The organism is Pseudoalteromonas sp. S558, assembly GCF_005886635.1.
Lineage (GTDB): Bacteria > Pseudomonadota > Gammaproteobacteria > Enterobacterales > Alteromonadaceae > Pseudoalteromonas > Pseudoalteromonas aliena.
Map to the genome: position 1 here is coordinate 1 of NZ_PNDU01000085.1, position 26,489 is coordinate 26,489.

Genomic DNA, 26,489 nt, shown 5'->3' on the forward strand with positions numbered 1-26,489 from the left:
ATTAAAGTTAAGAAAATTACGCTAGAACTAGGCAAAAATTTTTGCCTCTAGTTGTTCTAAATAAAAAATTTTTAACGACGTTACAGTGCAATTTAATTCGTTAAATTGATCAAAGATTTATGCAGTTTGGTATTACCTTGCAATTAAAACATTTTAATTTTATTTCAGTTTAAATGTTTTACCAGTATATAATTCCTTGGTTAGCAATTAGCAGTATAATACACTGTAGTTTATTTGGTTAATTTAAAAGAGAATTACCTATGTTTCGTGCATTATTTTTTATCCTTAGTATTTTTAGCTCCTTCACAAATGCAACCCCTATATTAGAAAACAAACTAGATGCGGGAAAGGTATCTGCCCAAGGTAAACCTGTCACATTACTTGGTAAAGGTGTGTCTGTTGGCGACACAGCACCTAATTTTAAAGTAGTGGATGGAAATTTCACCCCTGTAACACTCGACGATTATAAAGACCAAGCTATTTTAATTAGTGTGGTGCCAAGCCTTGATACCGGCATTTGTAGCCTGCAAACAAAACATTTTAACGAAAAAGTAGCCGCGCAATTTCCAGCCGTTGCTATGTTAACTATTAGTGCAGATTTACCTTTTGCGCAAAAGCGATTTTGTAAAACAGAAAACATAGATAAAATAACAGCACTATCTGATTCTGTTTGGCGCGATTTCGGCCAAAAATACGGATTGATTATCAAAGATATGGGGTTATTAACACGCTCTGTACTTATTTTAGATAGAAGTCATAACATCATTTATAAACAATTGGTTAGCAGTCTTTCAACTGAACCTGAGTACAATAGCGTACTCGAAAAACTTAAAACGCTGTAATGCCGATTAAGCAATGCTAAATAGCTTTAAAACAAAAAACCGCCAATTGGCGGTTTTTTATTATGCTTTTAAATCTAACCTAAAAGCTCACCAAGTTGTGAACTAACCGCTTCAACAGCTTGTGTACCATCTAGTTTATGGTATTGCGTGTTACCAGCAGCCGCTTCTGCTTGGTAATAATCAACTAATGGCATCGTTTGTTCGTGGTAAATACCTAAACGTTTACGTACTGTTTCTTCAGTATCGTCAGCACGAACAATTAAGTCATCCCCAGTTTCGTTGTCTTTACCTTCCACTTTTGGTGGATTATAAACAATGTGGTAAACACGACCAGAACCAGGGTGAACACGACGTCCGCCCATACGTTCAACAATCACTTCATCAGCTACGTCAAATTCAATAACGTGATCAACCACTACGCCATTTTCTTTCATTGCATCGGCTTGAGGAATTGTGCGTGGGAAGCCATCAAGTAAAAAGCCTTTCTCACAATCAGCTTTAGTAATACGCTCTTTTACTAAACCAATAATAATATCGTCAGAAATTAGTTGACCAGCATCCATCACTTTTTTTGCTTCTAAGCCTAATGGTGTGCCTTCTTTAATTGCTGCACGTAACATATCGCCAGTAGAGATTTGTGGAATACCGTATTTGTCCATTAAAAACTGAGCTTGAGTACCTTTACCTGCACCCGGCGCGCCCAAAAGAATAATGCGCATATTATTGTCCCCTAGTATGGATATTTATTTTAAAGCCTGAATTCTTCCACAAGCGCCGCCGATACTCAAGTAACTTATACTAATTGATGAGTTGTTGATGTATTTACAGCGCATTAAAAAAGGGAACATACGTTCCCTTTTATTTAAAGTATATAATTTATACTTTTATTAACTAAATAAATAGTTAACTGACTACTTGCTTAGTTCTAGCATCAGTTTGTTTAAGCGAGTCACAAACCCAGTTGGATCTTTAAGTGTACCGCGCTCTGCAAGTAATGCTTGGTCTAATAAAACATGTGACCACTGTGCAAACTTATCTTCGTCTTGTTCGTCATTTAAATGCTTAACAAGTTGGTGATCTGGATTTAGCTCAAACACAGGTTTTGCTTCTGGTGCTGCTTGGCCCACAGACTCCATTAGCTTTTGCATTTGTGAACTCATGTCGTTGTCATCGCTTACAACACATGCTGGAGAATCGGTTAAACGGTGCGTAAAGCGCACTTCTTTAACATCATCACCAAGTGCTGTTTTAATACGTTCAACAAGCCCAGCCATCTCTTTTTCAGATTCTTCTTGTGCTTTTTTAGTTTCTTCGTCGTCAAGTTTACCTAAATCTAGGTCACCACGTGTAATTGACTGTAGTTGCTTATCAGAAAATTCAGTTAAGTGGCTCATCATCCACTCATCAACACGGTCACTTAGTAGTAATACTTCAATGCCTTTTTTGCGGAAAATCTCTAAATGAGGAGAATTTTTCGCAGAAGTAAATGTATCAGCTACTACATAGTAAATTTTGTCTTGGCCTTCGTTCATGCGCTCAACATATTGCTCAAGCGACACATCTTGCGTTTCTGAATCAGTATGAGTAGACGAAAAACGTAGTAGCTTACATACGGCTTCTTTATTTGCCGCATCTTCAGCTGGGCCTTCTTTCATTACTTGGCCAAACTCATTCCAAAATACTTGGTAATCGTCAGCTTTGTTTTTAGCCATACGCTCAAGCATTTTAATAATGCGCGATGTACACCCTTTACGAATAGCTTGCGTTACTTTGTTGTCTTGTAGAATTTCACGCGATACGTTTAGCGGTAAGTCGTTTGAATCTAGTAAACCTTTTACAAAGCGAAGGTAGCTTGGCATAAACTGCTCAGCATCATCCATTACAAATACACGTTGTACGTAAAGTTTTAAACCACTTTGACGCTCACGGTTCCATAAATCGAAAGGTGCTTTTTTAGGGATGTATAAAAGGCTGGTGTATTCAGTTTTACCTTCAACCTTATTATGTGCCCAGCTAAGTGGATCTTCCCAGTCGTGGCTTACGTGCTTGTAAAACTCTTTGTATTCTTCATCAGAAAGCTCTGACTTATCACGCGTCCACAATGCCGTTGCACGGTTAATGCTTTCCCACTCACCTGGTACTGATGGAATTTTTTCGCCGTCTTCGCCTTCAGACTCTGGTACTTCTGCTTTAAACATTTGTACAGGTGTTGAAATGTGGTCTGAGTATTTAGTAACAATGCCACGTAAGCGGTAATCGTCAGCAAATTCTTTTTCTTCATCACGAAGATGTAAAATAATGTCAGTACCACGGCCTTCTTTTTCAATTTCTTGAAGTGTGTATTCGCCTTCACCTTGAGATTCCCACTCATACGCCGTTGTTTCACCCGCTTTACGTGTACGAACAGTTACTAAATCGGCAACTATAAATGCTGAGTAAAAACCAACACCAAATTGGCCAATCAACTGTGAATCTTTACTTTGATCCCCTGTTAAGTTTTTGAAAAACTCAGCAGTACCCGACTTTGCAATAGTACCCAATGAGCTAATTACTTCATCGCGTGTCATACCAATACCATTATCAGAGATGGTAATTGTATTTGCTTCTTTATTTGCGCTAATACGCACACGTAAATCAGCGTCACCTTGATAAAGATCGCCCTGAGATAGCGCTAAAAAGCGTAACTTGTCTGCTGCGTCTGATGAATTTGACACAAGCTCACGTAAAAAGATTTCTTTATTAGAATAAAGAGAGTGAATCATTAAGTTTAATAATTGTTTTACTTCTGTTTGAAAGCCTAATGTTTCTTTTTGTGCTGTAGTCATTTATATATCTCCAATTTGCAAAGTGTCTGCGTTATGCACTTAATATGGGGTGAGGTGTTAGAACTTCAAGGGAAAAATTTAAAAAAGGTAAAACGAAAACAAAGAACAGTAAAATTATTTAAAACGGATGCGGACAATTAATATGTATTTTTTCACCGCTTGTTGGGTGCTCAAAATATAAATCGCTGGCATGTAATTGTAAGCGCCCTGCCATGTGTTCACTTTGCGCACTTTTATATAAATCACAGCCTAAAATAGGATGACCTATAAACTGGCTGTGTATTCTCAATTGATGGGTACGTCCAGTAACGGGCGTGAATTGCACTAAGGTTCTGCACGGGTGCTTGAGTCTTTCAAGCACTTTATATTCACTTATTGCTGTTTTACCTGTTGCTTGGCAAATTTTAACTCGCGGAAAAAGCAGCCTATCTTTTGCTATTGGCGCAGTTATTTGTCCCTCACTAACAGTCAAGCTACCCTCTAGCATAGCTACATAACGCTTTTGAATAGTGCGTGCCTGAAACTGTTTATTAAGATGCTTTGATGCTTCGGCGTTTAATCCAACAATCATAATGCCCGATGTACCCAAATCTAACCGATGCGGTAACTTAGCCTCAGCAAAAGCGGCTGTTAACCCTTTTTGACCATTCACTAAACGATAATGCACTGAATCCCAATTAAGCGGATTTTTGCCCGACAAACTCAATAACCCACTGGGTTTATTGATCAGTAAAATATCGTCATCTTGATATAATATTTCAATAAACCCAGCGCATTTAGGCGCTACAAAATCATCAACAACAATGTGTGGTTCTGAAGGTGTTTGCGATGTTGATCCCATTTTTAAGTTCAGCATTAAATTAGTCAATATCTTTTGAATGAAGCGCTTTTAAAGCCAATACTTGCTCACGTAAATCGTCTGCTACTACCTCATCTGCAGCAATCGAGGTACCTACTGCAACCGACACCAAAGACCATTTTAATCGTGGTAATTGCCACTTAGCTTTACGGCTAAACATACTTCCCCACAAGCCCCCTAAATGCACAGGGACAACGGGCACAGGAGAGCGTGCAATAATACGCTCTATTCCACGACGGAAAATATCGATTGAGCCGTCACTAGTCAGCTTCCCTTCGGGGAAAATACCAACAAGCTCGCCTTTTTCAAGCGCAGAAGCCACTTCATCAAACGCTTTTTTAAACGCCTCTGGGTTCGTTTTTTCACTATCAATGGGAATAGCTTTAGCCATTTTAAATAACCAATGTAGAGCTGGCGAATAATAAATAGGCGCAAATACCATAAACCGAATAGGCCTTGGTGACGCTGCCAAAATAAACATCCAATCAACAAAACTGACGTGGTTGCACACAATAACAGCGGCACCTTCCTTGGGAATGTTAGCTTCGCCTTTTGTTCTTACGCGGTACATACAAATGGCCAAAATATAAATAACAAAGCGTAAAAAGAATTCAGGTACTTTGGTATAAATATAAACAGAAATAAGTAAATTTAGCCCCGCAAGTAACAGCAATAGCTCTGAAATACTCCACTGAAAAACAGACAACGTGACAATACTTAAAACAGCACTGCCCACCATAAACAAGGCATTTAATACATTGTTAGCCGCTATAACTCGTGATCGACTCGCTTCTTCAGTCCGTTGTTGAATAAGCGCATATAGCGGTACAGTGTAAAAACCGGCGCCAATGCCTATGCCTGCCATCCATATGAAATGCCACACCATATCGCCTGTTTTTAATACCTGTGCGAGCGTTAATAATTCAGTATGTTGAGGTGTATAGGTACTGATAGCGGGCTCTTGGCTTAGTAAATATAAAAACAAGGTAATTAAAATAGCGCCAAAGGGCACAATGCCTAGCTCAATACGAGAGCGAGATAACTTTTCACACAGTAATGAACCAATAGCAATACTCAATGAAAATACAACCAGTGCACTGGTTACCACCAATTCATCGCCGCCCATTACATGTTTTACATAATTTGGTAGGGACGTTAAAATGATGGCGCCAATTAACCAAAACCAACTGATCCCAAGCACTGACTTACCAACCGATTCTGTTTGCGAATTAAGTGCTGTAAATACGTTTTTTGTGGATGAAAATATATTATAGGTAAATTTTAAGTTTGGCTCGTTCGCCTCACTAACGGGTATAAAACGACTGCTTACATAACCCATAACAGCCAGCACTAATACCGCAATACTTATAGCCGTAGGACCTAGCGATTGAGTAATGTAGTAGGTGCCAAAAATTGTACCGATCAGTATTGCTACAAACGTGCCCGACTCAACCAAGGCATTCGCTTTTGTTAATTCGCTAGGTGCAACGTGCTGAGGTAAAATAGAGTATTTTAATGGCCCAAAAAACGTACTTTGCACACCCATTAAAAATACTGTGGCTAACATAAGCCACACGTATTGCGTTAAAATTGAGACAGCACCTACAATCATAATAGGAATTTCACACAACTTTACGATTCTAATGAGCTTAGACTTTTCTGTTTTTTCTGCGAGCTGTCCTGCCATCCCTGAAAATAAAAAGAAAGGTAGAATAAATAGCCCCGCAGCAATATTTGAATATAATGCCCCATCTACAAGCGTTGCGGCCTGAAATATCAATAAAATAAGCACCGATTGCTTATACACATTATCGTTTATCGCTGAGAAAAACTGCGTAATAAAAAGCGGTAAAAAACGCTTACTACTCAGTAATCCGCTTTGATAGGATTGATTATTCTTCATTGTATTCCTTACTAATTAGAGATATAGCTCAAAACATATTACACTGCTTCTAAGCTTACCTTAAAAACAAAAAAGCCTACATAATTTAATCATGTAGGCTTTTATAATATGTTTCAAATAGTAACTTTGAGTTAGTCTTGAGTAACAGCACGCCTGCCGCTAAAAGCATGCATCAGTGTTCTGCCGTCCACTAAATCAAGCTCACCTCCCACAGGAATACCATGAGCAATTCGCGAAGCACCTACTTTATACTTATGGCAAAGCTGCGCAATATAATGCGCTGTAGTTTCACCTTCAACGGTAGGGTTAGTCGCTAAAATCACCTCATTAATACCGCTCTGAGCAAGTTTTTGCTCTAAAACGTCTAAGCCAATTTCTTTAGGACCTATGCCATCTATGGGCGACAAATGACCCATTAGTACAAAGTACAAGCCCAAATATTGGCCCGTTTGCTCGATGGCAAGCACATCCGTAGGCGATTCAACAACGCATAATATCCCGCTGTCTTGACGCTTTGTGCTTAAACAAATATCGCATTGAGCTTGTTCGCAAAAAGTACGACAAGACTGACAATGCCCTACGGCTGTCATTGCTTTAGTCAATGCATTACCAAGCTGAGTGCCCCCTTTTCGGTCGCGCTCTAGCAAGTGAAAAGCAATACGTTGCGCTGACTTTGGGCCAATGCCTGGTTGGCAGCGCAATGCCTCAATAAGCTGATTTAAACTATCTGAAAGTTGCATTATTTAATTAAAACGGCATTTTCATACCTGGTGGTAATTGCATACCGCCAGTTACTTTACCCATGCGCTCTTGTGTTTCTTCTGCAACACGGCGGACAGCATCGTTACACGCAGCAGCAAGTAAGTCTTCAATCATGTCTTTGTCGTCTTCCATTAAGCTCTCATCAAGCTGAACACGACGAACATTGTGATTACCAAGCATAGTTACTTTAACTAGACCAGCACCTGCTTCACCAACAACTTCTAGTGTGGCAATTTCTTCTTGGGCTTTTTGCATGCGATCTTGCATTTGCTGCGCCTGCTTCATCATGTTGCCCATTCCACCTTTAAACATAGCTTTCTCTCTTTCTTTTAATACATTAATTAACATGAACATAAGGGCGATTGTAAGTAATTACAATGCCTGAATACTATTTTCATCAATTTCGGCGCTAAATACCTGCTGAAATTGTACTATGTTTTCATCCGATGTGATCACATCGATTGCTTGTTGATGACGACCTGCATCAATTTTTTGCTGGATAAGATAAGGAGAGTCGATCACCCCTTTAGCAAAATTAATACTTAATGAAACGTTATGCTCATAAATACTCGACAGTGCCGCATCTAGTCGTTGGCGAAGCATAGGTGTATCTAAATGCTTTTGTGATTCATCAACGTCTATATGTAAACTATTACCTTGCTTGGTAAAGATTGAATGCAACGCAAATTGGCGCATTCGACCGCCCAACCCCATACGTTTTATTAAATAGGCCCACTCATCTTGTTGATGCGCAAATCTAATTTCACTAATTGGGCTATGAAAATCGTCAGGTACTGGAATACTTACTTCTTCTGGTGCAACTTCAGGTGCCTTTTGAGGGTTTATTTGCTCAAGCAGCTCTGGCGCTAAGTTTTCAGTAATTGTTTGATGCTTAGTTTTGAAGTCTATCTTTTCAGGCTTTGCAACACCTTGATTATCAGCCGGTATGTGGCTCCCTGTTACTAGGAGCTGTGACTTTTTTTCATTCTCACCTGCTGTATCAGTAGCCCAAGGCGGCGGATTGTCTGACTGTGCAGATACTGAATCAGTCGTTATTGATACCGCGTTATTTAACTGCTCATTTGTCTGAGCCACTGTATTTTTATCTTTTGATGCTTCACCAACATTATGATTACTGCTAGTACCAGTGCTGTTAGATACGTTTGATGAACTAGCCTTTGCCGTATTTAAGTTTGTCCCAGAAAGCTTTCCTGAGCCTGATATATTACGATCACGCAATATGCGCGCAATAGCCGATTGCGCTTTTGCCTCACGTTCAACAATCGAAGCATTCTCATCTTGTTGCTGCTGGTTTTGTAAGTCTGATTGCGGCTCAGGATTGTTTTGCTCAATATCTGTTGAGTGCTCTGGCAAATGACTATGTTGATTATCAGGGATCGTGTTTTGTGGATTAAACCCTTGATCAACCGCACTGCTCATTACATCATCAAACTGCGCCGCTAACGTTTGCTCTACATCACTGTGTTGCATGTACGCTTCATCTTCACTTTGACGTTGTGTTTGAACGTCAGTGATTACTTCAGCCGAATGACCCGGCACTTGTTGATCTACGTGTTCACTATGCATTGAATCAGTTTGAAGTGGCGCTGACTTATTCGGATCTGAGACTCGTATCTGGTTATCAACTACATTACCAGTAGCCAGTTTGGTGTTCGCTTGTGGCTGTTTTTCAGGTTCAACCGTTTTATGTTGTTCGGTATTACTGACTAGGGCAGTATTTTGATCTTGCAAAACAGGCTGTGTATTACTTTGCGCTGGTTTATTTTTATTTAATATATCGCGTAACGCATTCGCTTTACTTGGTTTGTTTTGTACTGGGTCAGCCGTTGGCGCTTGATTGTTTGCAGCAACTGGCTCAAATGCAAGCAACCTCAGCATAAGCATTTCAAAACCTAAACGAGGTTCTGGTGCCCATTGTAAATCTTTTTTACCATTTAAAAGTAATTGGTAATAAATTTGTATTTGTTGTGGGCTTGTGTGCTGCGCAACGTGCGTTATGTAATCAGCATTCGTTTCATCAAGCTCAGCTGCATGTGGCACTAATTGAGTGAGTTGAGTTAAATGTGTTAGCGCAATTAAATCATCAAGTAAGGCAATATAATTTGGATTTCTGCTCGCGACATGTGCAATTTCGCTCATTAAAGCGGTGCCATCTTGGGCAAGTAATGCAGCTAATAAGCTTTGGCTGTAATGTGTATCCATCAAACCAAGCATTGTTTGTACTGCTTGATTGTTAATATCACCATTTGTTTGCGCAATCGCTTGATCGGTTAAGCTCAGTGCATCACGCATACTGCCGTCAGCGGCTTTTGCAATAATACTAAGTGCATCATTATCATAGCTGAGCTGTTCTTGAGTAAGTACGTGTTCAAGCTGTGTTTTAATTTCACTTTGCGATAACGCATTTAAGTTAAATTGCAAACAGCGAGATAAAATAGTGACAGGTAATTTTTGTGGATCGGTCGTCGCTAATAAAAATTTCACATGCTCTGGTGGCTCTTCAAGCGTTTTTAAAAGCGCATTAAAGCTGTGCTTTGAGAGCATGTGAACTTCATCGATCAGGTATACTTTATAACGTCCACGCGTTGGCGCATATTGAACGTTATCAAGTATTTCGCGGGTGTCTTCTACTTTGGTACGAGAAGCTGCATCTATTTCGAGTAAGTCAATGTAACGTCCTGCTTCTATATCTAAGCAGCTGCTACATTGGCCACATGGATTTGCAGATATACCTTCATCGCAATTTAAGCTTTTCGCAAAAATACGTGCAATGGTGGTTTTACCTACACCGCGGGTTCCAGTGAATAAATAAGCGTGATGCAGTCTATTTTGTGTAAGCGCATTTACAAGCGCTTGCTTAACATGAGACTGCCCAACCAATTCATGAAAGGTTTGAGGACGCCATTTTCTCGCTAGAACCTGATAACTCATCGATTACTCGCCTTCGAATTCAACCAATTTTAGGATTTTAATACCCATTTTTTTGATGCGTTGCTCGCCACCCAGTTCTGGTAGTGATACAACAAATGCAGCATCTGTCGCTTCGCCACCTAGTTTTTGAACTAATTTAGCTGTGGCTTCGATTGTGCCACCTGTTGCTAACAAGTCATCCACTAATAATACTTTATCGCCAGGTACAATCGCATCGACATGAAGCTCTAACGTATCTTCACCGTATTCTAGCAAGTAGTCTTGACGAATAACTTCACGTGGTAATTTACCTGGTTTACGTACAGGAATAAAAGGAATGCCTAGCGCGTAAGATAACGGTGCACCAAAAATAAAGCCTCGTGATTCTGTGCCAATTATTTTAGTAAAACCTTGATCTTTATATTCAGCGATAAAAGCGTCAATAGTGGCTTTAAAGGCTTCTGGATTAGCCATTAAAGTGGTTACATCGCGAAACATAATGCCCGCTTTTGGATAATCAGCAATTGTAGTGATGCTGTTTTTGATAATTGCTGGTGTTACTTGAGTCATAATTTTAACTGCTCAATGGTTTATATTACAAAGCAGGTGATTATAACCTTAACTAACCTTTAATTGCGAGTTTGGCGTTATTATAAAAGAGGTTTTAAGAGCTCAGAGGGAAAGATTAATAAAAGTGGTTCAAGGCTGCAGTAAATAACAGCCTTAATTAACGCTATGTATTTTAAGTTAAGCTAGTGATCCAACCTAAAATTGCATTTAAACAACCAATCCCTGCAAATACAGCTAAAAATGCTAGAAAATAAGTAGCATTGAACGGATCTTTAAAGTCTTTATCATCTGACATTGGTACAACCTTTTATTAAGCACGGCAAATAAGGCCGCCATAATAAACGATGTAAAATTATCAATAAAGACCTTAATCTTGATTTTTTGTCACAATGACACCGCGTTCAACCATTGCATTGAGGGTAACTAATGCACCTTGAGCAATTTGTTCTGCATTAAATTGTGGTGCGTGAGCTAATACCTGTTGGCAAACGTCGTTAAATGTCGCGCCATCACTTGCCTCTATAATTGACAGTAACAAAGCCGTCATCGCATTTGTTGCTAAAAATTGTACATCATCATCTTCATCTCTATATACAACAAAATAATTAGGCTGCGCTGATGGCGCTTCTGGTTTAAAGTGATTGCTGATATTTTGAACTGGAAATTGATAACTTAAATTCCTTGCCAGCCCCGATAAATATAAAGCAGAGGAGGTTATTGCTGTTTTTTGTAATTTTAGCGCTTGCTCATCTTCGTGTGCGATAGATACATCAAGCTCTACCCATTCGTAATGTGCAAGTTCTAGCATAAACACGGGGTCGTGTTTTTTCATTTTATAATCACTTGATAAGTAATTTATAAACTCCCCTGCTATATCTAAAAAGTACGGCGAGTGACAATCATACTCACTAAAAAACTGGCGTACGAGGGCCTGCCATTGTGTATTGGTATATAAGGTTTTTAATACTGGAAAACCTGATGAAACAAAGCCTTCAATATTATTAAAAAACAGATCGCGGTAAATAGCCATGCGTCTATCTTCAATATCACTGGGCTTGTTATTTTTTTTAGGTTCGCGAATATGCGCCATAAATTCGTTTTGTATTTCAATAAAGCTCATAGTCAGGCACTCTTTTCAATGTTTATAAAGGCTTATATTAAGCTCGTTGTTTTGAAACAGTTAAATTAAGGTATTTAGCTTGCAGCTTATGAATTATATCTAACTCTTTAACCAACACATTCATAGTAGGAATATTAAAATCACGTTCAAGCAAGGTTGGAAATACGCCATGTACTTCGTACGCTTTATCAAGTAATTCCCAAACAGGATCAACTACATCTGCGCCATGTGTATCAACGATTAAGTCATCGGCCTCATTGTAATGCCCTGCAACGTGTCCGTAAGCAATACGTTCAGAAGGTAAGCCCGTTAAAAACGCTTGTGCGTTATAGCCATGATTAATCGAATTCACATAAATATTGTTAACGTCTAGTAAAAGCTTACAGTCAGCTTGTTCTAGAATGGTATTCGTAAATTCAAGCTCTGATAATTGCTGCCCAGGAGCGCCATAGTAAGAAACATTTTCTATCGCAATTTGTTGCTCAAGTATATCTTGTACTTGTTTTATACGAGGGACAACATGTGCTATTGCATCTTGTGTAAACGGAATAGGCATTAAATCATACATATGACCCGTTCCAGAGCAGTAACTTAAATGCTCACTAAAAATTTTTATATTGTGCTCTTTAAAAAAAACTTTTAAAGATTTAACAAATTCAACATCCAGTGGCTCGGGTGAGCCAATAGACAGTGACAATCCATGACATACGAAATTATTTGCATCAGTTAATATTTTAAATTGTTTTTTAAAGCGCCCGCCTAGTTTTAGCCAATTCTCTGGCGCAACTTCTAAAAAATTGACTTGCTTAGGTACGTGTTCAAGCAGTTCATCAAGCATTTCTCGTCGAAGGCCAAGCCCCACCATTCCAAGTGCTGTATTTTTAGTTTGTGTCATAACTACCTCTAACTTAACAAAAAAGGGCCTTAAGGCCCTTTTAGGATAACTTATTTAGAATAAGATATTAACGGCCACCACACTTACCTTCGCCGCACTTACCTTCTTTTTTAGTTTTTTTAGCGTCGCCACCGCATTTACCTTCGCCGCATTTGCCTTCTTTTTTACCTTTTGCGTCGCCGCCACATTTACCTTCACCGCACTTACCTTCAGCAGCATCTAGTTGGTAGCCTGTCACCAGTTGTTGAAACTCAAATGGGTTAGCTTGTACATCAGCAGATACAAAACTTGCAGAGCCAACAACTACTGCACCTAAAGTTAACGCGATTGTATTTTTTTTAACTGTATTCATTTTATGACTCTCTTTAATCAAGGATTGTAAATCTCAGCAATAAAAATGTATTTTTAAATTGCTTGTATGCTTAAGTAGACCCGCACAAGAATAAAAACTTTCATTTCTTTTCAAAAATTTTTACTTTTGCAATCACCACATTAAATATGGTTGGTAATTACAGATTTATCAATGTGTGATTTACAGGTAAACTATGCGTCCGGTTTTTCTCAAAATTAATCACCTTATGAAACTTGTTTTAGCGCCTATGGAAGGTGTTGTTGATTTTAAAATGCGTCAATTACTCACTGACATTGGCGGATTCGATTTGTGTGTTACCGAGTTTGTAAGAGTGGTTGAAACCTGCTTGCCTGACAAAGTTTTTCACCGCTATTGTCCTGAACTACATAATAATGGCTTTACCCGAGCTGGAACACCTGTTCGCATTCAATTACTTGGCCAAGAAGCAAACCCTCTAGCCGAAAATGCGGTGAAGGCAATTACTTTAGGGTCTCATGGCGTCGATCTTAACTTTGGTTGCCCTGCAAAAACAGTTAATCGTAGTCGAGGCGGTGCTGTGCTACTCAAAGATCCCGACCATATGTACACCATTATTAAAGCGGTCCGAGATGCAGTAGATGATGAGCATGAAGTAAGTGCAAAAATTCGCTTAGGATTTGATGACGACAGCAACAGCCAAGAAATTGTTGATGCAGTCGTGAGTGCCGGAGCAAACAGCATTGCGATACATGCTCGTACTAAACGCGATGGTTACAATCCGCCTGCTTATTGGGAAAAAATTCCACCAATAATCAATGATAAAAATATTGCCGTTGTTGCCAATGGTGAAATTTGGCAGGTTGAAGACGCAATGCTTTGCCAAAAGCGAAGTGGTTGTAGCGATCTGATGCTTGGCCGCGGCGCCCTTTCGCACCCAGATTTGGCAAGAAAAATTAAAGCACATGTAAATAACGAACAATACGATGGCCTTCAGTGGGAACATATTATTTATCATTTGATCCACTCTGCTATTCATCAAGACCCTGCAAAAGATGAAAAATATTTCGCATCTCGTACCAAACAATGGCTTGGTTACCTAAAACGCCAATACCCACAAGCCATCGATCTATTTGATGAAATCAGGCGTTTAAAAAGTAAAGAGGATGTGGCAAGCGTATTAAATAAATACGCCAAAGCACCGCAACTTGATTCAAATCAAAACGCTTAGGTAAACCTATTCGATAATATCAGTATTACGTAAAGCTAATTTAAAAGGTTGTACTGATAATGCATCATCAAAAAATGCTAAACAATGAAATAGCGCAAGTAAAATCCAACATACTAGCTATGCTTGCTAAATCAACCTATCCCGTACATAAAAATTTAATGCTTGTTTTAAATAAAACAGCTAGTAATGAATGGCTTGACTGTGCAGCAGAAAAACTAGGGCCTGAGTACGCGCTTTTAATTAGTCGCATGACTAAACTTGAAGCGGCAGTAAGTCAAATAGAGATTGGTCAATATGGGTACTGTTGCGACTGTGAAGAAAGGATATCAGCGGTATTACTTGAACAGGATCCTGCAGCCCAAAGATGCAATAAGTGCGCGCAATAGGCGCACTGCAAAATTGATTACATTAGTTTTTGTATAAAACTAAATGATTGCCCAGGGTAGAGTATTATATCCTCTACCAAATATTGAGCATCGTTTTGTGCTAGTTCTAGACGCTTCATTAAATTAACTTTAGCTTGTGGTAAAGTCCAAGCATGATAGTGAATACCGATATCTGTTTCCATCATTGCAAGCATCAGTGTTTTATCTATTTTAGACATACTCATTGCACGCGCCATCGCAGGTAAATCGCGATAGGCAGATTGCCAATCAAGCCCCTCAATTGGCTGCTCATCTGACAAATACTGGACTAAAAATGATGTTTGATGAGAAGCTGATAATGTATGTTCGAACGCAACACTGCTTAACTGCTTTATTTGTTCATTAACAAGAGTGACCCACTCAAGCGGTGAATGAACTTCGCCACTAAAATAGTTTAGTTTACTTTGGTACCACTCAGTTCCGTTAGGTAATCCCCTCAAACCCACACTACCTCGAGGCTTGTAACTAGCCAAATAATCACTAAAAGTCCTTATATGACTTTTAAGAGCGGGTTGAGCGCCATGACTATCAATCACACTCAATACATAGTTTTGCAGAAGCTGTAGCTCTACTTTGTTTAACTTTAAATTGCTTTGTTTAGCGTTGTTTAATGTGCTTTGATTTAGTTTAAGCCAAGTGACAATTTTGTCTGACCCTTTATCTGAGCTATCCTGCTTAAGCATATTTGTTAATACATTAACTTGAGCTGGCCAGGGAAAGTAACGTGCGGGAAAGCGCTCCGCAATTACGAGATAATTAACCTGTGCAATTTGGTTTGATTTAAGCTGCATGTCCATCAAACTTTGATAGATAGTGTGACGTTTATTGAGGTAAGCATCCGAAAAAACGAATTGCTCGTTAGTCACTTTTTCACTATTTAAAGCATTAGTTCGCACCAGTGAAGTGTTCAAATCTTTTAAAGCGCTTTGCGCTTCTTCAAATGAGTTATAGACCGGCTCCTGCCTAGAGCACGCAACTAAAAGTAAGCACAATAGTAATGACAAAAAGAATGTTTTATACATAATAACTCCAATAAAAAAAGCCCCAGAGGGGCTTTTTAAAAATTGCTAAAACAAATTAAAGTTAAATTTTAACACCGTTGCGAGCGGCTTTATCTTTAATATACGTAGCCCAACCTTTTGCAAACTTACGTGTGCGAGGGTCGTCCATTGCTTTTGTAATAGCAGCATGAGCTTGCTTATACTTACCTTGATAGTAGTACGCTTCAGCTAAATCTGAGTAAATAGTGCCCTTTTTATCAGAGCCTAATTCTAGGGCTTTGTTTAAACGAACAATTGCGGCACTAAACTTTTCAGATTGCAAAAGTAATGAACCTGCTTTGCGATAAAACTCAGCATCATCATCAAATTTAGCAGCTTCTTCGTAATACTTAGCAGCTTTTTCAAGATCTTTAGATCGATGATAGTTACTAGCTATCGCGCTGATGTTTTGCTTAGTACGTTTAACTTTATCTTCTTTAACGGCCTTTTCAAGCGTAGTCGCTGCTTTAAAAGGAATTTCATTTAAAGAATAAAAGTTAGATAAAACTTTATACTCAACTTCATTTTCGAAGTAACCGTTCTTGTATGCAACTTCCATCGTTGCTAAGCCTTTCTGATAATCTTCAGTTTGTAGGTAATACTTACCTAAACTAACCCAAGCTTTTTTATCATCTGGCCATACACGAACAATTTCTTCACCAATTTTAACCATGTTTGTATAGTCTTTAAGTTCAAAGTAAGAACCTAACTTTAATTGGTAAGGGGCCTTGTTTGGCTCCTTTTGAAGAGAAATAGCTTTATCCGCTGGGCTAAAGACATCTCGAAATTGTTTTAACTCGTAGTTAGCTTGCGCAATACGCGTATAAATTTTCGGATCTTCATCGCCTGTAAAATCAATCCATGCTAAATATGCTTTTTTAGCTTCTTGGTACTTTTCAGTACCAATAAGTAAATCGCCTAACAACTTAAGGGATTGCTCTTGATCAGCAAAGTTTAAAACATCAGGCGCAACGGCTAACTTAGTAAATTTAATCGCTTCGTCATACTTTTCTTTTTGAGCGTACATGCTACCTAAGTAACGATTTACGGTCGCTTTATCAAAGTCATTAGATGCGTCAATCTCACTAAGCAAAACAATTGCTTCATCTATTTTTTCTTCGCCGTACAAGTCAAACGCTTTAATTACTTTTTTACCAGTACGCTCGCCCATGATTTTAGTTTTTGCTTTTTTACGCTCTTCAATCTTTGCGTAATCTGGCGCCGCTAAAACAGATGCACTTAACGTAGCACCCGACACAGACATAAGAATTGCAAGCGCAGTTACTTTAGAAAAATTTCTCATTACTCGCCTCCTTAGTTGCCTTGGTTAAGTTTAAAGTCTAATTGAACTTGTAAACCTGGTTGTTTCTGTGGTTTTCCGTCAATAATTTTAGGACGGTACTTCCATTTACGCAGTGCACGTTTAGCTTCACGGTCAAAGATACGTTTCGGATCGGCGTCAATTACTTCAACGTCAGTCACGCCACCTAGCTCATCAATTGTGAATGAAAGTTGTACCCAACCTTCTTTGCCATCGCGCGCTGCTTGTGTTGGATATTTTGGTTCTATACGAACGATAGGTGTCGCATCACCATCTCGTCCAAATGCACCAGGACCACTTAATCCACCAGCTGAACTACCTATATCGATACTACCCATATTAAATGACATAGCACCCGGATTAGGGTTATTATTTTCCGGCTGTGGCGGCTGCGGTTTAGGCGGCTGCTTTGGCGGTGGTGGAGGCGGAGGCGGTACACGCTTCCTCTCCTGCACCTTAGATTCAGGCGGATTCGTCATTATTTCGACTATGATCTGCTCTTTTTGTTCCGTATTACGGTCAGCCCCACCAGAGATGAGAAATGCCATGAAGTAGAACAAGCCGAAAGTAACTGCCCCACCTGCAATCAGTGAAAACAGAAAACGAATCATTACTGATCTCCAGCTATTGAAATTCTCAGGTTATCACCCGTCGCTTTAATCTGGTCCATAACTTTAACCACTACACCGTGTTTTGCTTCTTTATCAGCCTGCAAAATCACAACTTCAGTAGGTTGTTCTGCTAATAAACTCTCGATCTTTGCTGAAATACGTTCAACATCAACTTGCTGTTTATCTATCCAGATTTCGCCGTTACTACGAATCGCAATAAAAATATTTGCATTTTTTTGCTTAGTAGCTTGGGCTGCTTTTGGTTTATTGACCTCGATACCAGCTTCTTTAACGAACGATGTAGTTACGATAAAGAAAATAAGCATGATAAATACGATGTCAAGCATCGGTGTCATATCTACCGCTGCATCTTCTTCTTCACGAAAACGTTGTTTACGTGCCATATTTAATTCTCTCTCTAGTGATGAGGCATACTATCTATAAGTTTGGCTTTCACCATTTTAGCTTTTGTCTCAAGACGTGAACTAAAAAACACTCCAGATAACGCCGCAACCATTCCAGCCATTGTCGGTATTGTTGCCATTGAAATACCTGATGCCATTAAACGTGCATTACCAGTACCTTGACTAGCCATAGTTTCGAAAACAGAAATCATGCCAGTAACAGTACCCAGTAAGCCAATTAAAGGACAAACAGCTACCAATGTTTTAATCAACAACATACGCGCATCTAACTTTTCAGATGCTTCAGAAATCCATGCTTCACGAATTCTATGTGCGTACCAAGACGTAGTGTCTTGGCGGGCATCCCACTTTGCTATAATTTCTTTCGCTGTGCGAGGAAACTCTGCAAGTAGAAACCAATAGCGCTCAATCATTAAAACCCACATAAGAAAGAGTGCCATTGCGACCACGTATAAAACCTGGCCGCCTGTGCCAACAAAATCCCTGATAGATTCCCATATCTCCATCAGGACTAGCATTAGGCTTTCTCCTTCTCCGCATGAGTAGCAACGATACCCGCGCTTTGCTCATCGAGGATGTGTAGTACCGACTTACTACGACCAGCTACTAAAGCGTGAAGTAGGATTAGTGGTAATGCAGCAATTAGACCTAGCGCTGTTGTAACAAGTGCTAGAGAGATATTACCTGCCATGATCTTCGGATCACCCGTACCGAACAATGTAATCGTTTGGAACGTCAAGATCATACCAATTACTGTACCTAGAAGGCCTAGTAACGGTGCAATTGCAGCAAGGATCTTGATTATATTGATACCAGCTTCGATGCGTGGCGTTTCACGAAGAATAGCCTCATCAAGTTTAAGCTCAAGGTTTTCAACATCTTGATTTTTATTGTCATGGTACACTTTAATAATACGACCCAGTGGGTTATTAGTATTTGGTGTAGCAACGTTTTTAAGCTGGCTCTTAATCTTACTTGTAGTAAGCGTAAGGTCAACAAAGCGAATAAGAGTAATTAGCATACCTAAGCCTAATAAGGCTGTGATGATATAACCAACTACGCCACCTTGATGGAAGTATTCCATAAGTGTCGCTTTTTGAGTATTGATACGTAAAATCGCACCACGAGTCGGATCGATGTAAACACCAGCGTAGCTATCTGATGATGTATTCTCAAGCGCTGTGATACCGTCTAAAATATAGCTATCAGGCTGTTTACCTAGAGGCTGAATAGACTTAGTTTCTGGTGAATAAATTAAGTAACCATCGTCTGTAACTAAGTTAAAGTTACCGATACGCGTTACTTTCTTCATTGACGGGTTACCGTCAAGACCAGCAACTTCAGTTTCAAAAGTTGAAACTTTAGCTGATTCAGTCATTTCTGTTTGAAGTGAAATCCAAAGTTCTTCTAATTCACGAACTGTTGGTAACTCTTTAGCAGCAGCTAATGAACGTAAAATTTCAGCACGGCCAGGTTTCTCAGCACTAACTAGTGATGCTTCAATAGAACCAATAGCGTCTTGAGCTGCACGACGTACAACACCAAACATTTCACCTAAAGTACCTTGAGCACTTTGAAGAGCTTGCTCTTTTTCAGCTAAAGTATTTTCATTTTGTGCATACTGCTTTGCAAGGCTAACACCACGAGCTTTTTCTGAAGCAAGTTGGCTTTTCGCTTTGTTAAGTAATGCTTGCTTGTCAGCACGTTCTGATAAGAACTCTTGCTCACGTTGCTTATTAATTTTACCTTCAGAGATACGCTCTTGCTTAACTTGCTCAAGAATTTTATCTAGAGCTCCAGTATTTGCATGTGCATTAAGCGCGGTACCTGCAGAAACAGTTAGTACTGCTGCAACAGCAAAACCTTTAAATAGTTTCTTCATTATTGATTACTCCGCGCCAAAAATTGGTAGTTTAACAAGTTCTAATGTCGCTTGCTTACGCGCCATACGAATCACTTCTTTAACAGGTTTTAGGTATTCTTCACCTAATTCTTTCCACTGTTTCGTGTTGTTATCCCACACCCAAGCATGTTTCAAGTCAAAAGACTGAGCAACGTAAGTGATACGGCCTAGTTGACCAATATCAACATTAATGCTTTTACCATCAACTTCCAGTGTACCTTGTGAAGCTGAAACTAATGAGCTGTATGCTGTTTCAATTGTGTATGCTTCAAGTACTTGACGGAACTTTTCAGACGTCGTTACAGACGCAGAAACCATTATTTCACGAAGTCTTTCTACACGTGCTAAACGCGTTTCTAGATTAAATGGAACGTCCGCTTTGATGAATTGCTCAAGCGTATCGATCATGCGATACATCAAAGGCACAACGTTTTGTTTAGTGCCGTCAATAGTCGCTATTTGACGATCAAACGATTCAATCGATGCATTTTGGCTATCAACCAAACGTGACACGTGATCGTTATACACTTTCATAAGTTCAGTCTCATCAACAATACCACGGTACTCAGCGATTAGCTCTTGAGTTTGACCGTATACATTGTCAATTTTAGTTTGAGACTTAACAGCAGCCTTTTGAATTTGTTGACCTGCTTTTTGCACGTCATTCAAAGGATCTGCAATCACATTGCTGCTTGCAAATGCAAATGCGCCAACCAACGCAGTTGCTACAAGACTCTTTCTGATTTTAACAGACATAGTTCCCAACCAATTAAGTAATGTTACTTTTATAATTTAATTATCCCCAGAGGGAACAACCCTGATATCTTTTAATAGATATCAACCTTCCAATAATGCTAAATGCAATAAGCGCTGTCAACTTGATGTTTAGCAATCAGCGTAAATAAATATCCAACCTCAAGGTTGCACTAAAGTATTAACACTCAAATATTAACATTATTATAACCAACAGCCTAACTAACATTGCGACTAAAGCCTTTGAACAAGTATGTTCATACTAACCACCTTCATAAAAAAAAACATAAATGTAACATTTAGACAAAACTGAATTTGAACTGAAAAAAAACAAAAATAAATATGTGCGTATATTAAAAAAGTTATTTTTTAAGCAATTTATTCGCTTTTTTATTCATTTAAAACATTTCATCTTAAAAAAAGAACACTCTGTCGCGCAATAAGACACCACTCTGATATTTTTTATCAATTTATAGAACGGCACTCAATCTGAAGCTCAGCTTTAAGATTATGCAATGAGTAAATAAACTCAAGCTTGAATAATAAACCTCTCTCAAGTGGCTAAATATTGGCACGTGAATTCGCTTTACTATCTCTAAAAATCACCTATTAAAAAGTACCAAGGATATTTTTAATAGGTATGTTAATAAACTTAGCCTAGGCTAAATAATGAACTATCTGATAAAAAAGATATAAAGGAATAGTTAATAACAAGACAAAATTACAATATATAGTTGTTCTATCATGAGCAATTTTCAACCAAGCTGGCGAGTTACTTAATTCACTAAAATGATCGTGTAAGAATAAAGTTATTATATTTCAAATCTTACTTTACTTACTCGGATGATTTTGTGAGTAACTTTGTAAATATTGAATTGAGTACAATGCAATGCTACTAAAAAATGTTAGACGATTTTATAGGCATAAGAGAAGTATACTGAAAAATGTTTAATGGCTTTAAAATCAGATAATAAGGAATATTAAGAAGGGAAATTATGGTGAAACAGAGGACTGTTTCACCAAGATGAACGAAGGTTCACATAATAAATTATGCTGCTTCTACGTTCTCAGCTTCAGGGCCTTTTTGACCTTGCTTGATGCTGAATGTCACTGCTTGACCTTCGCTAAGAGTGCGAAAACCAGAACCAGTGATTGCGCTGAAATGTACAAACACGTCAGGACCATTTTCTTGTTCAATGAAACCAAAGCCTTTAGCTTCGTTGAAAAACTTTACTTTACCAGAAACCGACATACTAAATTTTCCTGTAAGTCAATAATTAAAATTCAGCCACATAATTATGGCAATATCCTCCCTGAGTCATGCTCAAAAATATGGAGGTACAGTACAGGAACAAGTAATAACCTAACCGGTAACCTTAAACGCAGCACAATATCCGTAAATTCAATACATAAAAACTCAAAGCGAGATAAGATTAACACATTATTTTTCTTTTCGCTCTATTAATTGAACAAATATTTATTATAAATAGGTTCTTGCTTTGAAACATATTTAAATGACTATTATGCAAGCAAAAGTAATCGCTTTCATGATTAAATATTATTGAAATATTTAATCATGAAAGTACAAATAGCCTTATTTTATTTTTTTTCAAAAACCATTGGTCAAGTGGCCCTTGACCGCGATTAATTATTTAACTGACCAATTAATTATATCTTCAGCTTTAATAGGTACAACCTCAGCGCCACCTAAAGAGTAGCTCGCGGGTACTTTCCACGGTTTTTTTTCTAATGTAATGGTATCTGTATTTCTTGGTAACTCATAAAAATCAGGGCCGAAGTGACTTGCAAAACCTTCTAGCATGTCTAATGCATTTGCGTCTTCAAATGCCTCTGCATAGAGCTCAATCGCTGCATGGGCAGTATATGCACCAGCACAACCACAAGCAGCCTCTTTTTTATCTTTATAATGCGGAGCTGAATCGGTTCCTAAAAAAAACTTTTTATTGCCACTTATGGCTGCAGCCATCAACGCTTGCTGATGAATATTTCGTTTCAATATCGGTAAACAATAGTAATGAGGACGGATCCCACCCGCTAGCATGTGATTACGGTTATAAAGTAAATGATGCGCTGTGATTGTTGCAGCAACATTAGCAGGTGCATTTATTACAAACTCTACTGCATCTTTGGTTGTAATATGTTCTAGAACAATTTTAAGTTCAGGAAAATCACTTACAACATCTCCAAGAACTGTTTCTAAAAATACTTTTTCACGATCAAAAATATCGATAGAAGAATCGGTTACTTCACCGTGAACTAATAAAAGCATACCCACTTCTTGCATTGCTTTTAACACTGGGTAAATATTTTTAACTGACGTAACACCCGAATCAGAGTTAGTTGTCGCACCTGCAGGATATAACTTGGCTGCAACTATCTGAGAAGTTGCTTTTGCTTTTTTTATTTCTTCAGGTGTCGTTTTATCCGTGAGGTACAACACCATTAATGGCTCAAAATCACCTTGTGGCTTAACTGCCATAATACGTTTTTTGTATGAAAGTGCAGTATCAGTACACGTAGCCGGTGGAACTAAATTTGGCATAACAATGGCGCGACCCATATAGCGACTAATATCGCGCACGGTATCCTCTAGCTGATCGCCATCACGTAAATGGACATGCCAATCATCAGGGCGAGTGATCGTTAATGTTGTTACTGAACTTGTGTTATTACTTGTCATCATCTTGTTCCACGGCTGAATTTATCCGATCATAGGCATTTGATGTTTTCGAGTAAAGATTTTATTAAAAAATAATCAGTTAAACTGGCCAGCCTCTTTCCCATAATTCAAGATATAGTGAGGAATAATAACTAAGGTTTACAGTCACCAAAAAACATTCAACGTTATATTTTGTAGAATCGTTAATATTAAGTTAAATTAGTTCCTGAATTAACACATAATAAGAAAAATACTAATTGCCTATGTCGAACAAAATCGATACAAATAAAGCGCTCGAAATTAAAACTGAACAACTGAGTATAATTAACCAGTTTTCATCAAGCTTGTTGCAGCTTGATACTCTTGAAGAGTTGTTTAAATGCGTCACCACAGAAGTGGTAAATAGACTCGGTTTTGTTGACTGTGTTATTTATCTTGCGGATGAATCAACGCGTACATTAAATCAAGTTGCTTCTATGGGTATCGATGACGAACGATATAAATACCGAGCTCAAAGAAAAACAATTAATTTTAACGAAGGGATCACAGGCTTTGTAGCCACAAATGGGGAAGCTATTATACTCGGTGATGTAAGTGCAGATAACCGTTATATAGCAGATGAGCGCCCTGCCCAATCAGAACTATGCGTACCACTTATATACAAAGAGCGTATTTTAGGTGTCATAGACTGTGAACACCCAATAAAAGATTATTTCACAAATGCTCACCTTGAAATATTAACAACTGTTGCGCACCTGCTCAGCGCTAAAATTAATCAAGTCAATACCGTTAGTAGCTTACAAAAAACAGTCATCCAATTAAATGACGCACAAAAATTAGAAAACAGCCTTTTACAAATAGCTAACTTGACTTACGAAGCCAGTAATTTAAATGTTTTTTTTGAGTCCTTACACAACATTATTAATGGTCTTTTACGAGCAGATAATTTTTTCATTGGGCTTTATGATAAACAGATCGACATTCTTGATATAGTTTATATTGTTGAAGAAGGTATCCATACCAACACCCACCAAAAAATAGCAAAGAATCAATTAAAAGACACCGCTTCATATTACTTACTACAAAATGAACAGACGCTGCTTCTAGATAAACAACAATATATGCAGCACATTGAGCAAGGCCATTTTAAAATGGTGGGCAGGCAATCTGAATCTTGGCTTGGGGTTCAGTTTAAAACGAACGAGCGGATCAGTGGTGTTATTGTTATTCAAAGCTATGATAGTAACTTACAGTACAACGAACACGACGGTGCGCTGTTAACTTACGTCAGTCGTCAAATCAGTATGGCGCTTGACAGACAATTAACTCGCCAAGAACTTGAACACCGTGCCCTACATGATGAACTTACAGGGCTTGCCAACAGGTCATTATTAATAGAAAGAATAAAACACGCTACATTACGCCTAGCAAGAGCAAAAAAAGGAACTTGTCATGCACTTATGTACTTGGATTTTGACCGATTTAAGAGCATTAATGATTCACTGGGTCATGAAGTCGGTGATCATTTTTTAATTAAAATATGCGAGTTGATCAAAAGTACGGTACGCAGTACTGATACATTTGCACGTTTAGGCGGCGATGAATTTGCCATTTTCATGGAAAATATTACCCATAAAAATCAAGTCAACGAAGCACTAAAGCGCATCCAAACCGTTCTTTCAAAACCGCTCAATGTCGATGGGCATTTATTACAAGCATCAACCAGTATCGGTATCGCATATAGTGATAAAGTCGATGATGAAGCCTATGTGCTCTTACAACAATCCGATGCAGCCATGTACGAAGCTAAATCGACTGGCCGTGGGCAAGTTAAGTTTTTTAATAATACCATGCGAAAAAAACTCAAAACGCATGCAGATATAGAAAATGACTTACAACACGCAATTGAACACAACGAGTTTGAACTTTATTTTCAATCTATCTTCACTATCTCTACTGGTGACATTGTTGGTTTTGAGGCTTTAGTTCGCTGGCATCATCCCAATAAAGGCTTCGTTTCACCTAATGACTTTATTCCGATCGCTGAAACCACTGGCCAAATTATAAATCTTGATTTACACCTACTTGATTTAGCTGCGCAACACATTTCAGATTGGCATCAGCAAGGGTATCGCTTTTTAAAAATTACCGTTAACGTATCATCTCGTCATTTTGCAAGCCTTGATTTCGTCGCGCAAATTCATGCTATATACAATAAATATCAACTTCCTTTAGGCTCTCTGTGCTTAGAAATTACAGAGTCTGGCTTAATCGAAAACTTAGCGCTAGCTACTCAAATTATTGAAGGTTTATCGCCTTTAAAAGTAAGATTATGCTTAGATGATTTTGGGACCGGTTATTCCGCATTAGGTTACCTGCATCAACTGCCTATTCATGTTCTAAAAATAGATAAAAGCTTTATAGATCACCTTCAAGATTCAACCAATCCTTTAGTAGAAGCCATTTTATCGCTGGCACAATCGTTAAAGCTTGCCGTCGTTGCTGAAGGAATTGAGACTGCCGAGCAGTTAGCTATATTACAAACAACACAATGTGATTTTGGCCAAGGCTTTTTAAAATCTAAACCTGTCACAGCAAAAGAAGCTATAGCACTTATCGATAAGCCACTATAAAAAGCCAGCTTGTAAATCACTGGCGGTATTACTTAAGCTAAACTCTGGGTAATAAATTTATCTCAAACAGCTATTTCAGCGCTAACTGCGTTGAAAATCTAAGGTTAGAGAAAAATAAGTTTAAATATCATTTTGGTTCACTATGGTAGTAAACCTTTTAATCGAAGTGCAGGTTACTTACTATTTTAGTTTTTCACTTGATACATTTTTTACCGACAAGAGTGGTACTAAAATTGTGTAATCGTTGCAATGACAGGTACTCAAATTGTTGTTTAGATAGTTAAAAACTAAGTTATACCAACCTGCATAAATCTTTGATCAATTTAACGAATTAAATTGCACTATAACGTCGTTAAAAATTTTTTATTTAGAACAAGGTATTAAAGCAAGCTATTCCATAACAGATATATTTTCAACATTAAACATGAATTA

24 protein-coding genes and 1 pseudogene are annotated in these 26,489 nt (G+C 38.3%); 4 read left to right on the top strand and 21 right to left on the bottom strand.

Annotation, left to right across the window (positions count from 1 at the left end; translation table 11 throughout):
* Nucleotides 1-260: 260 nt before the first annotated feature.
* Nucleotides 261-842, top strand: a complete 582-nt coding sequence (gene tpx, locus CWB66_RS06880) for a thiol peroxidase (protein ID WP_138584794.1) — start codon at nt 261-263, stop codon at nt 840-842.
* Nucleotides 843-916: 74 nt separating this feature from the next.
* On the opposite strand, the gene adk is transcribed toward tpx, so the two are convergent.
* The 12 genes and pseudogenes from adk to CWB66_RS06935 all read right to left on the bottom strand — a co-directional run.
* Entirely contained in the window at nt 917-1,561 is a 645-nt protein-coding gene (gene adk / locus CWB66_RS06885) for an adenylate kinase (protein ID WP_007584076.1), read from the bottom strand.
* 192 nt (nt 1,562-1,753) lie between these two features.
* Nucleotides 1,754-3,667 (bottom strand): molecular chaperone HtpG, encoded by a 1,914-nt coding sequence (gene htpG, locus CWB66_RS06890; RefSeq protein WP_138584795.1) that lies wholly within the window; start codon nt 3,665-3,667, stop codon nt 1,754-1,756.
* 118 nt (nt 3,668-3,785) lie between these two features.
* Nucleotides 3,786-4,523 carry an RluA family pseudouridine synthase gene (locus CWB66_RS06895; RefSeq protein WP_138584796.1) on the bottom strand — a complete coding sequence of 246 codons (738 nt, stop codon included), beginning with the start codon at nt 4,521-4,523 and terminating at the stop codon, nt 3,786-3,788.
* A 4-nt stretch (nt 4,524-4,527) separates the two neighbouring features.
* Complete coding sequence (locus CWB66_RS06900; protein WP_138584797.1) at nt 4,528-6,429, bottom strand: MFS transporter; 1,902 nt, start codon at nt 6,427-6,429, stop codon at nt 4,528-4,530.
* Between the two features lie 131 nt (nt 6,430-6,560).
* Nucleotides 6,561-7,169, bottom strand: coding sequence for a recombination mediator RecR (gene recR, locus CWB66_RS06905; RefSeq protein ID WP_077537680.1), 609 nt, complete (start codon nt 7,167-7,169; stop codon nt 6,561-6,563).
* Nucleotides 7,170-7,176: 7 nt separating this feature from the next.
* Nucleotides 7,177-7,503, bottom strand: coding sequence for a YbaB/EbfC family nucleoid-associated protein (locus CWB66_RS06910; protein WP_077539006.1), 327 nt, complete (start codon nt 7,501-7,503; stop codon nt 7,177-7,179).
* Nucleotides 7,504-7,563: 60 nt separating this feature from the next.
* A complete protein-coding gene (gene dnaX / locus CWB66_RS06915) occupies nt 7,564-10,143 on the bottom strand; it encodes a DNA polymerase III subunit gamma/tau (protein WP_138584798.1) in 2,580 nt (859 codons plus the stop codon).
* Nucleotides 10,144-10,146: 3 nt separating this feature from the next.
* Nucleotides 10,147-10,692: an adenine phosphoribosyltransferase gene (gene apt / locus CWB66_RS06920; protein ID WP_077537678.1), complete on the bottom strand. Its 546-nt coding sequence runs from the start codon at nt 10,690-10,692 to the stop codon at nt 10,147-10,149.
* A 172-nt stretch (nt 10,693-10,864) separates the two neighbouring features.
* A complete protein-coding gene (locus tag CWB66_RS22940) occupies nt 10,865-10,987 on the bottom strand; it encodes a hypothetical protein (RefSeq protein WP_002962301.1) in 123 nt (40 codons plus the stop codon).
* A gap of 72 nt (nt 10,988-11,059) precedes the next feature.
* Entirely contained in the window at nt 11,060-11,812 is a 753-nt protein-coding gene (locus CWB66_RS06925) for an HvfC family RiPP maturation protein (protein WP_138584799.1), read from the bottom strand.
* Nucleotides 11,813-11,849: 37 nt separating this feature from the next.
* The gene (locus tag CWB66_RS06930) at nt 11,850-12,707 is read right to left on the bottom strand and encodes an HvfB family MNIO-type RiPP peptide maturase (protein WP_252371717.1); all 858 of its coding nucleotides are present in this window, start codon (nt 12,705-12,707) and stop codon (nt 11,850-11,852) included.
* A gap of 73 nt (nt 12,708-12,780) precedes the next feature.
* Nucleotides 12,781-13,059 (bottom strand): annotated as a pseudogene (locus tag CWB66_RS06935) (HvfA family oxazolone/thioamide-modified RiPP metallophore); the annotation flags it as partial.
* Nucleotides 13,060-13,285: 226 nt separating this feature from the next.
* On the opposite strand from CWB66_RS06935, the gene CWB66_RS06940 reads away from it, so the two are divergent.
* Nucleotides 13,286-14,266 (top strand): tRNA-dihydrouridine synthase, encoded by a 981-nt coding sequence (locus CWB66_RS06940; RefSeq protein WP_138584808.1) that lies wholly within the window; start codon nt 13,286-13,288, stop codon nt 14,264-14,266.
* Nucleotides 14,267-14,325: 59 nt separating this feature from the next.
* Nucleotides 14,326-14,652 (top strand): TraR/DksA C4-type zinc finger protein, encoded by a 327-nt coding sequence (locus CWB66_RS06945; RefSeq protein ID WP_138584801.1) that lies wholly within the window; start codon nt 14,326-14,328, stop codon nt 14,650-14,652.
* Nucleotides 14,653-14,669: 17 nt separating this feature from the next.
* On the opposite strand, the gene CWB66_RS06950 is transcribed toward CWB66_RS06945, so the two are convergent.
* The 9 genes from CWB66_RS06950 to pyrC form a co-directional block, all read right to left on the bottom strand.
* Complete coding sequence (locus CWB66_RS06950; protein WP_138584802.1) at nt 14,670-15,713, bottom strand: hypothetical protein; 1,044 nt, start codon at nt 15,711-15,713, stop codon at nt 14,670-14,672.
* 61 nt (nt 15,714-15,774) lie between these two features.
* On the bottom strand, nt 15,775-17,034 hold the full coding sequence (locus CWB66_RS06955; RefSeq protein ID WP_138584803.1) for a tetratricopeptide repeat protein: 1,260 nt from the start codon (nt 17,032-17,034) through the stop codon (nt 15,775-15,777).
* An 11-nt stretch (nt 17,035-17,045) separates the two neighbouring features.
* Nucleotides 17,046-17,663: an energy transducer TonB gene (locus CWB66_RS06960; RefSeq protein WP_024590813.1), complete on the bottom strand. Its 618-nt coding sequence runs from the start codon at nt 17,661-17,663 to the stop codon at nt 17,046-17,048.
* Entirely contained in the window at nt 17,663-18,067 is a 405-nt protein-coding gene (locus tag CWB66_RS06965; protein ID WP_077537659.1) for an ExbD/TolR family protein, read from the bottom strand. The genes CWB66_RS06960 and CWB66_RS06965 overlap by 1 nt, the downstream gene beginning before the upstream one ends.
* 14 nt (nt 18,068-18,081) lie before the next feature.
* Nucleotides 18,082-18,606 carry a MotA/TolQ/ExbB proton channel family protein gene (locus CWB66_RS06970; RefSeq protein WP_077537658.1) on the bottom strand — a complete coding sequence of 175 codons (525 nt, stop codon included), beginning with the start codon at nt 18,604-18,606 and terminating at the stop codon, nt 18,082-18,084.
* A complete protein-coding gene (locus CWB66_RS06975) occupies nt 18,606-19,970 on the bottom strand; it encodes a MotA/TolQ/ExbB proton channel family protein (protein WP_077537657.1) in 1,365 nt (454 codons plus the stop codon). The genes CWB66_RS06970 and CWB66_RS06975 overlap by 1 nt, the downstream gene beginning before the upstream one ends.
* A gap of 6 nt (nt 19,971-19,976) precedes the next feature.
* On the bottom strand, nt 19,977-20,747 hold the full coding sequence (locus CWB66_RS06980) for a DUF3450 domain-containing protein (protein ID WP_138584804.1): 771 nt from the start codon (nt 20,745-20,747) through the stop codon (nt 19,977-19,979).
* 1,045 nt (nt 20,748-21,792) lie between these two features.
* Entirely contained in the window at nt 21,793-21,996 is a 204-nt protein-coding gene (locus CWB66_RS06985; protein ID WP_138584805.1) for a cold-shock protein, read from the bottom strand.
* A gap of 396 nt (nt 21,997-22,392) precedes the next feature.
* Nucleotides 22,393-23,445: a dihydroorotase gene (gene pyrC, locus CWB66_RS06990; RefSeq protein ID WP_138584809.1), complete on the bottom strand. Its 1,053-nt coding sequence runs from the start codon at nt 23,443-23,445 to the stop codon at nt 22,393-22,395.
* 242 nt (nt 23,446-23,687) lie between these two features.
* On the opposite strand from pyrC, the gene CWB66_RS06995 reads away from it, so the two are divergent.
* On the top strand, nt 23,688-26,057 hold the full coding sequence (locus CWB66_RS06995; protein ID WP_138584806.1) for a bifunctional diguanylate cyclase/phosphodiesterase: 2,370 nt from the start codon (nt 23,688-23,690) through the stop codon (nt 26,055-26,057).
* Nucleotides 26,058-26,489: the final 432 nt, after the last annotated feature.

What these genes read in the sequence shown, in the direction of transcription:
- CWB66_RS06940 (WP_138584808.1), top strand. Translation starts at nt 13,286, where the DNA reads ATGAAACTTGTTTTAGCGCCTATGGAAGGTGTTGTTGATTTTAAAATG.
- CWB66_RS06965 (WP_077537659.1), bottom strand. Translation starts at nt 18,067, where the DNA reads ATGGCACGTAAACAACGTTTTCGTGAAGAAGAAGATGCAGCGGTAGAT.
- CWB66_RS06930 (WP_252371717.1), bottom strand. Translation starts at nt 12,707, where the DNA reads ATGACACAAACTAAAAATACAGCACTTGGAATGGTGGGGCTTGGCCTT.
- adk (WP_007584076.1), bottom strand. Translation starts at nt 1,561, where the DNA reads ATGCGCATTATTCTTTTGGGCGCGCCGGGTGCAGGTAAAGGTACTCAA.
- htpG (WP_138584795.1), bottom strand. Translation starts at nt 3,667, where the DNA reads ATGACTACAGCACAAAAAGAAACATTAGGCTTTCAAACAGAAGTAAAA.
- tpx (WP_138584794.1), top strand. Translation starts at nt 261, where the DNA reads ATGTTTCGTGCATTATTTTTTATCCTTAGTATTTTTAGCTCCTTCACA.
- CWB66_RS06975 (WP_077537657.1), bottom strand. Translation starts at nt 19,970, where the DNA reads ATGAAGAAACTATTTAAAGGTTTTGCTGTTGCAGCAGTACTAACTGTT.
- CWB66_RS06945 (WP_138584801.1), top strand. Translation starts at nt 14,326, where the DNA reads ATGCATCATCAAAAAATGCTAAACAATGAAATAGCGCAAGTAAAATCC.
- CWB66_RS06985 (WP_138584805.1), bottom strand. Translation starts at nt 21,996, where the DNA reads ATGTCGGTTTCTGGTAAAGTAAAGTTTTTCAACGAAGCTAAAGGCTTT.
- CWB66_RS06970 (WP_077537658.1), bottom strand. Translation starts at nt 18,606, where the DNA reads ATGCTAGTCCTGATGGAGATATGGGAATCTATCAGGGATTTTGTTGGC.
- CWB66_RS06910 (WP_077539006.1), bottom strand. Translation starts at nt 7,503, where the DNA reads ATGTTTAAAGGTGGAATGGGCAACATGATGAAGCAGGCGCAGCAAATG.
- apt (WP_077537678.1), bottom strand. Translation starts at nt 10,692, where the DNA reads ATGACTCAAGTAACACCAGCAATTATCAAAAACAGCATCACTACAATT.
- CWB66_RS06925 (WP_138584799.1), bottom strand. Translation starts at nt 11,812, where the DNA reads ATGAGCTTTATTGAAATACAAAACGAATTTATGGCGCATATTCGCGAA.
- CWB66_RS06980 (WP_138584804.1), bottom strand. Translation starts at nt 20,747, where the DNA reads ATGTCTGTTAAAATCAGAAAGAGTCTTGTAGCAACTGCGTTGGTTGGC.
- CWB66_RS06955 (WP_138584803.1), bottom strand. Translation starts at nt 17,034, where the DNA reads ATGAGAAATTTTTCTAAAGTAACTGCGCTTGCAATTCTTATGTCTGTG.
- CWB66_RS06895 (WP_138584796.1), bottom strand. Translation starts at nt 4,523, where the DNA reads ATGCTGAACTTAAAAATGGGATCAACATCGCAAACACCTTCAGAACCA.
- CWB66_RS06960 (WP_024590813.1), bottom strand. Translation starts at nt 17,663, where the DNA reads ATGATTCGTTTTCTGTTTTCACTGATTGCAGGTGGGGCAGTTACTTTC.
- dnaX (WP_138584798.1), bottom strand. Translation starts at nt 10,143, where the DNA reads ATGAGTTATCAGGTTCTAGCGAGAAAATGGCGTCCTCAAACCTTTCAT.
- CWB66_RS06995 (WP_138584806.1), top strand. Translation starts at nt 23,688, where the DNA reads ATGTCGAACAAAATCGATACAAATAAAGCGCTCGAAATTAAAACTGAA.
- pyrC (WP_138584809.1), bottom strand. Translation starts at nt 23,445, where the DNA reads ATGACAAGTAATAACACAAGTTCAGTAACAACATTAACGATCACTCGC.
- CWB66_RS06900 (WP_138584797.1), bottom strand. Translation starts at nt 6,429, where the DNA reads ATGAAGAATAATCAATCCTATCAAAGCGGATTACTGAGTAGTAAGCGT.
- CWB66_RS06950 (WP_138584802.1), bottom strand. Translation starts at nt 15,713, where the DNA reads ATGTATAAAACATTCTTTTTGTCATTACTATTGTGCTTACTTTTAGTT.
- recR (WP_077537680.1), bottom strand. Translation starts at nt 7,169, where the DNA reads ATGCAACTTTCAGATAGTTTAAATCAGCTTATTGAGGCATTGCGCTGC.
- CWB66_RS22940 (WP_002962301.1), bottom strand. Translation starts at nt 10,987, where the DNA reads ATGTCAGATGATAAAGACTTTAAAGATCCGTTCAATGCTACTTATTTT.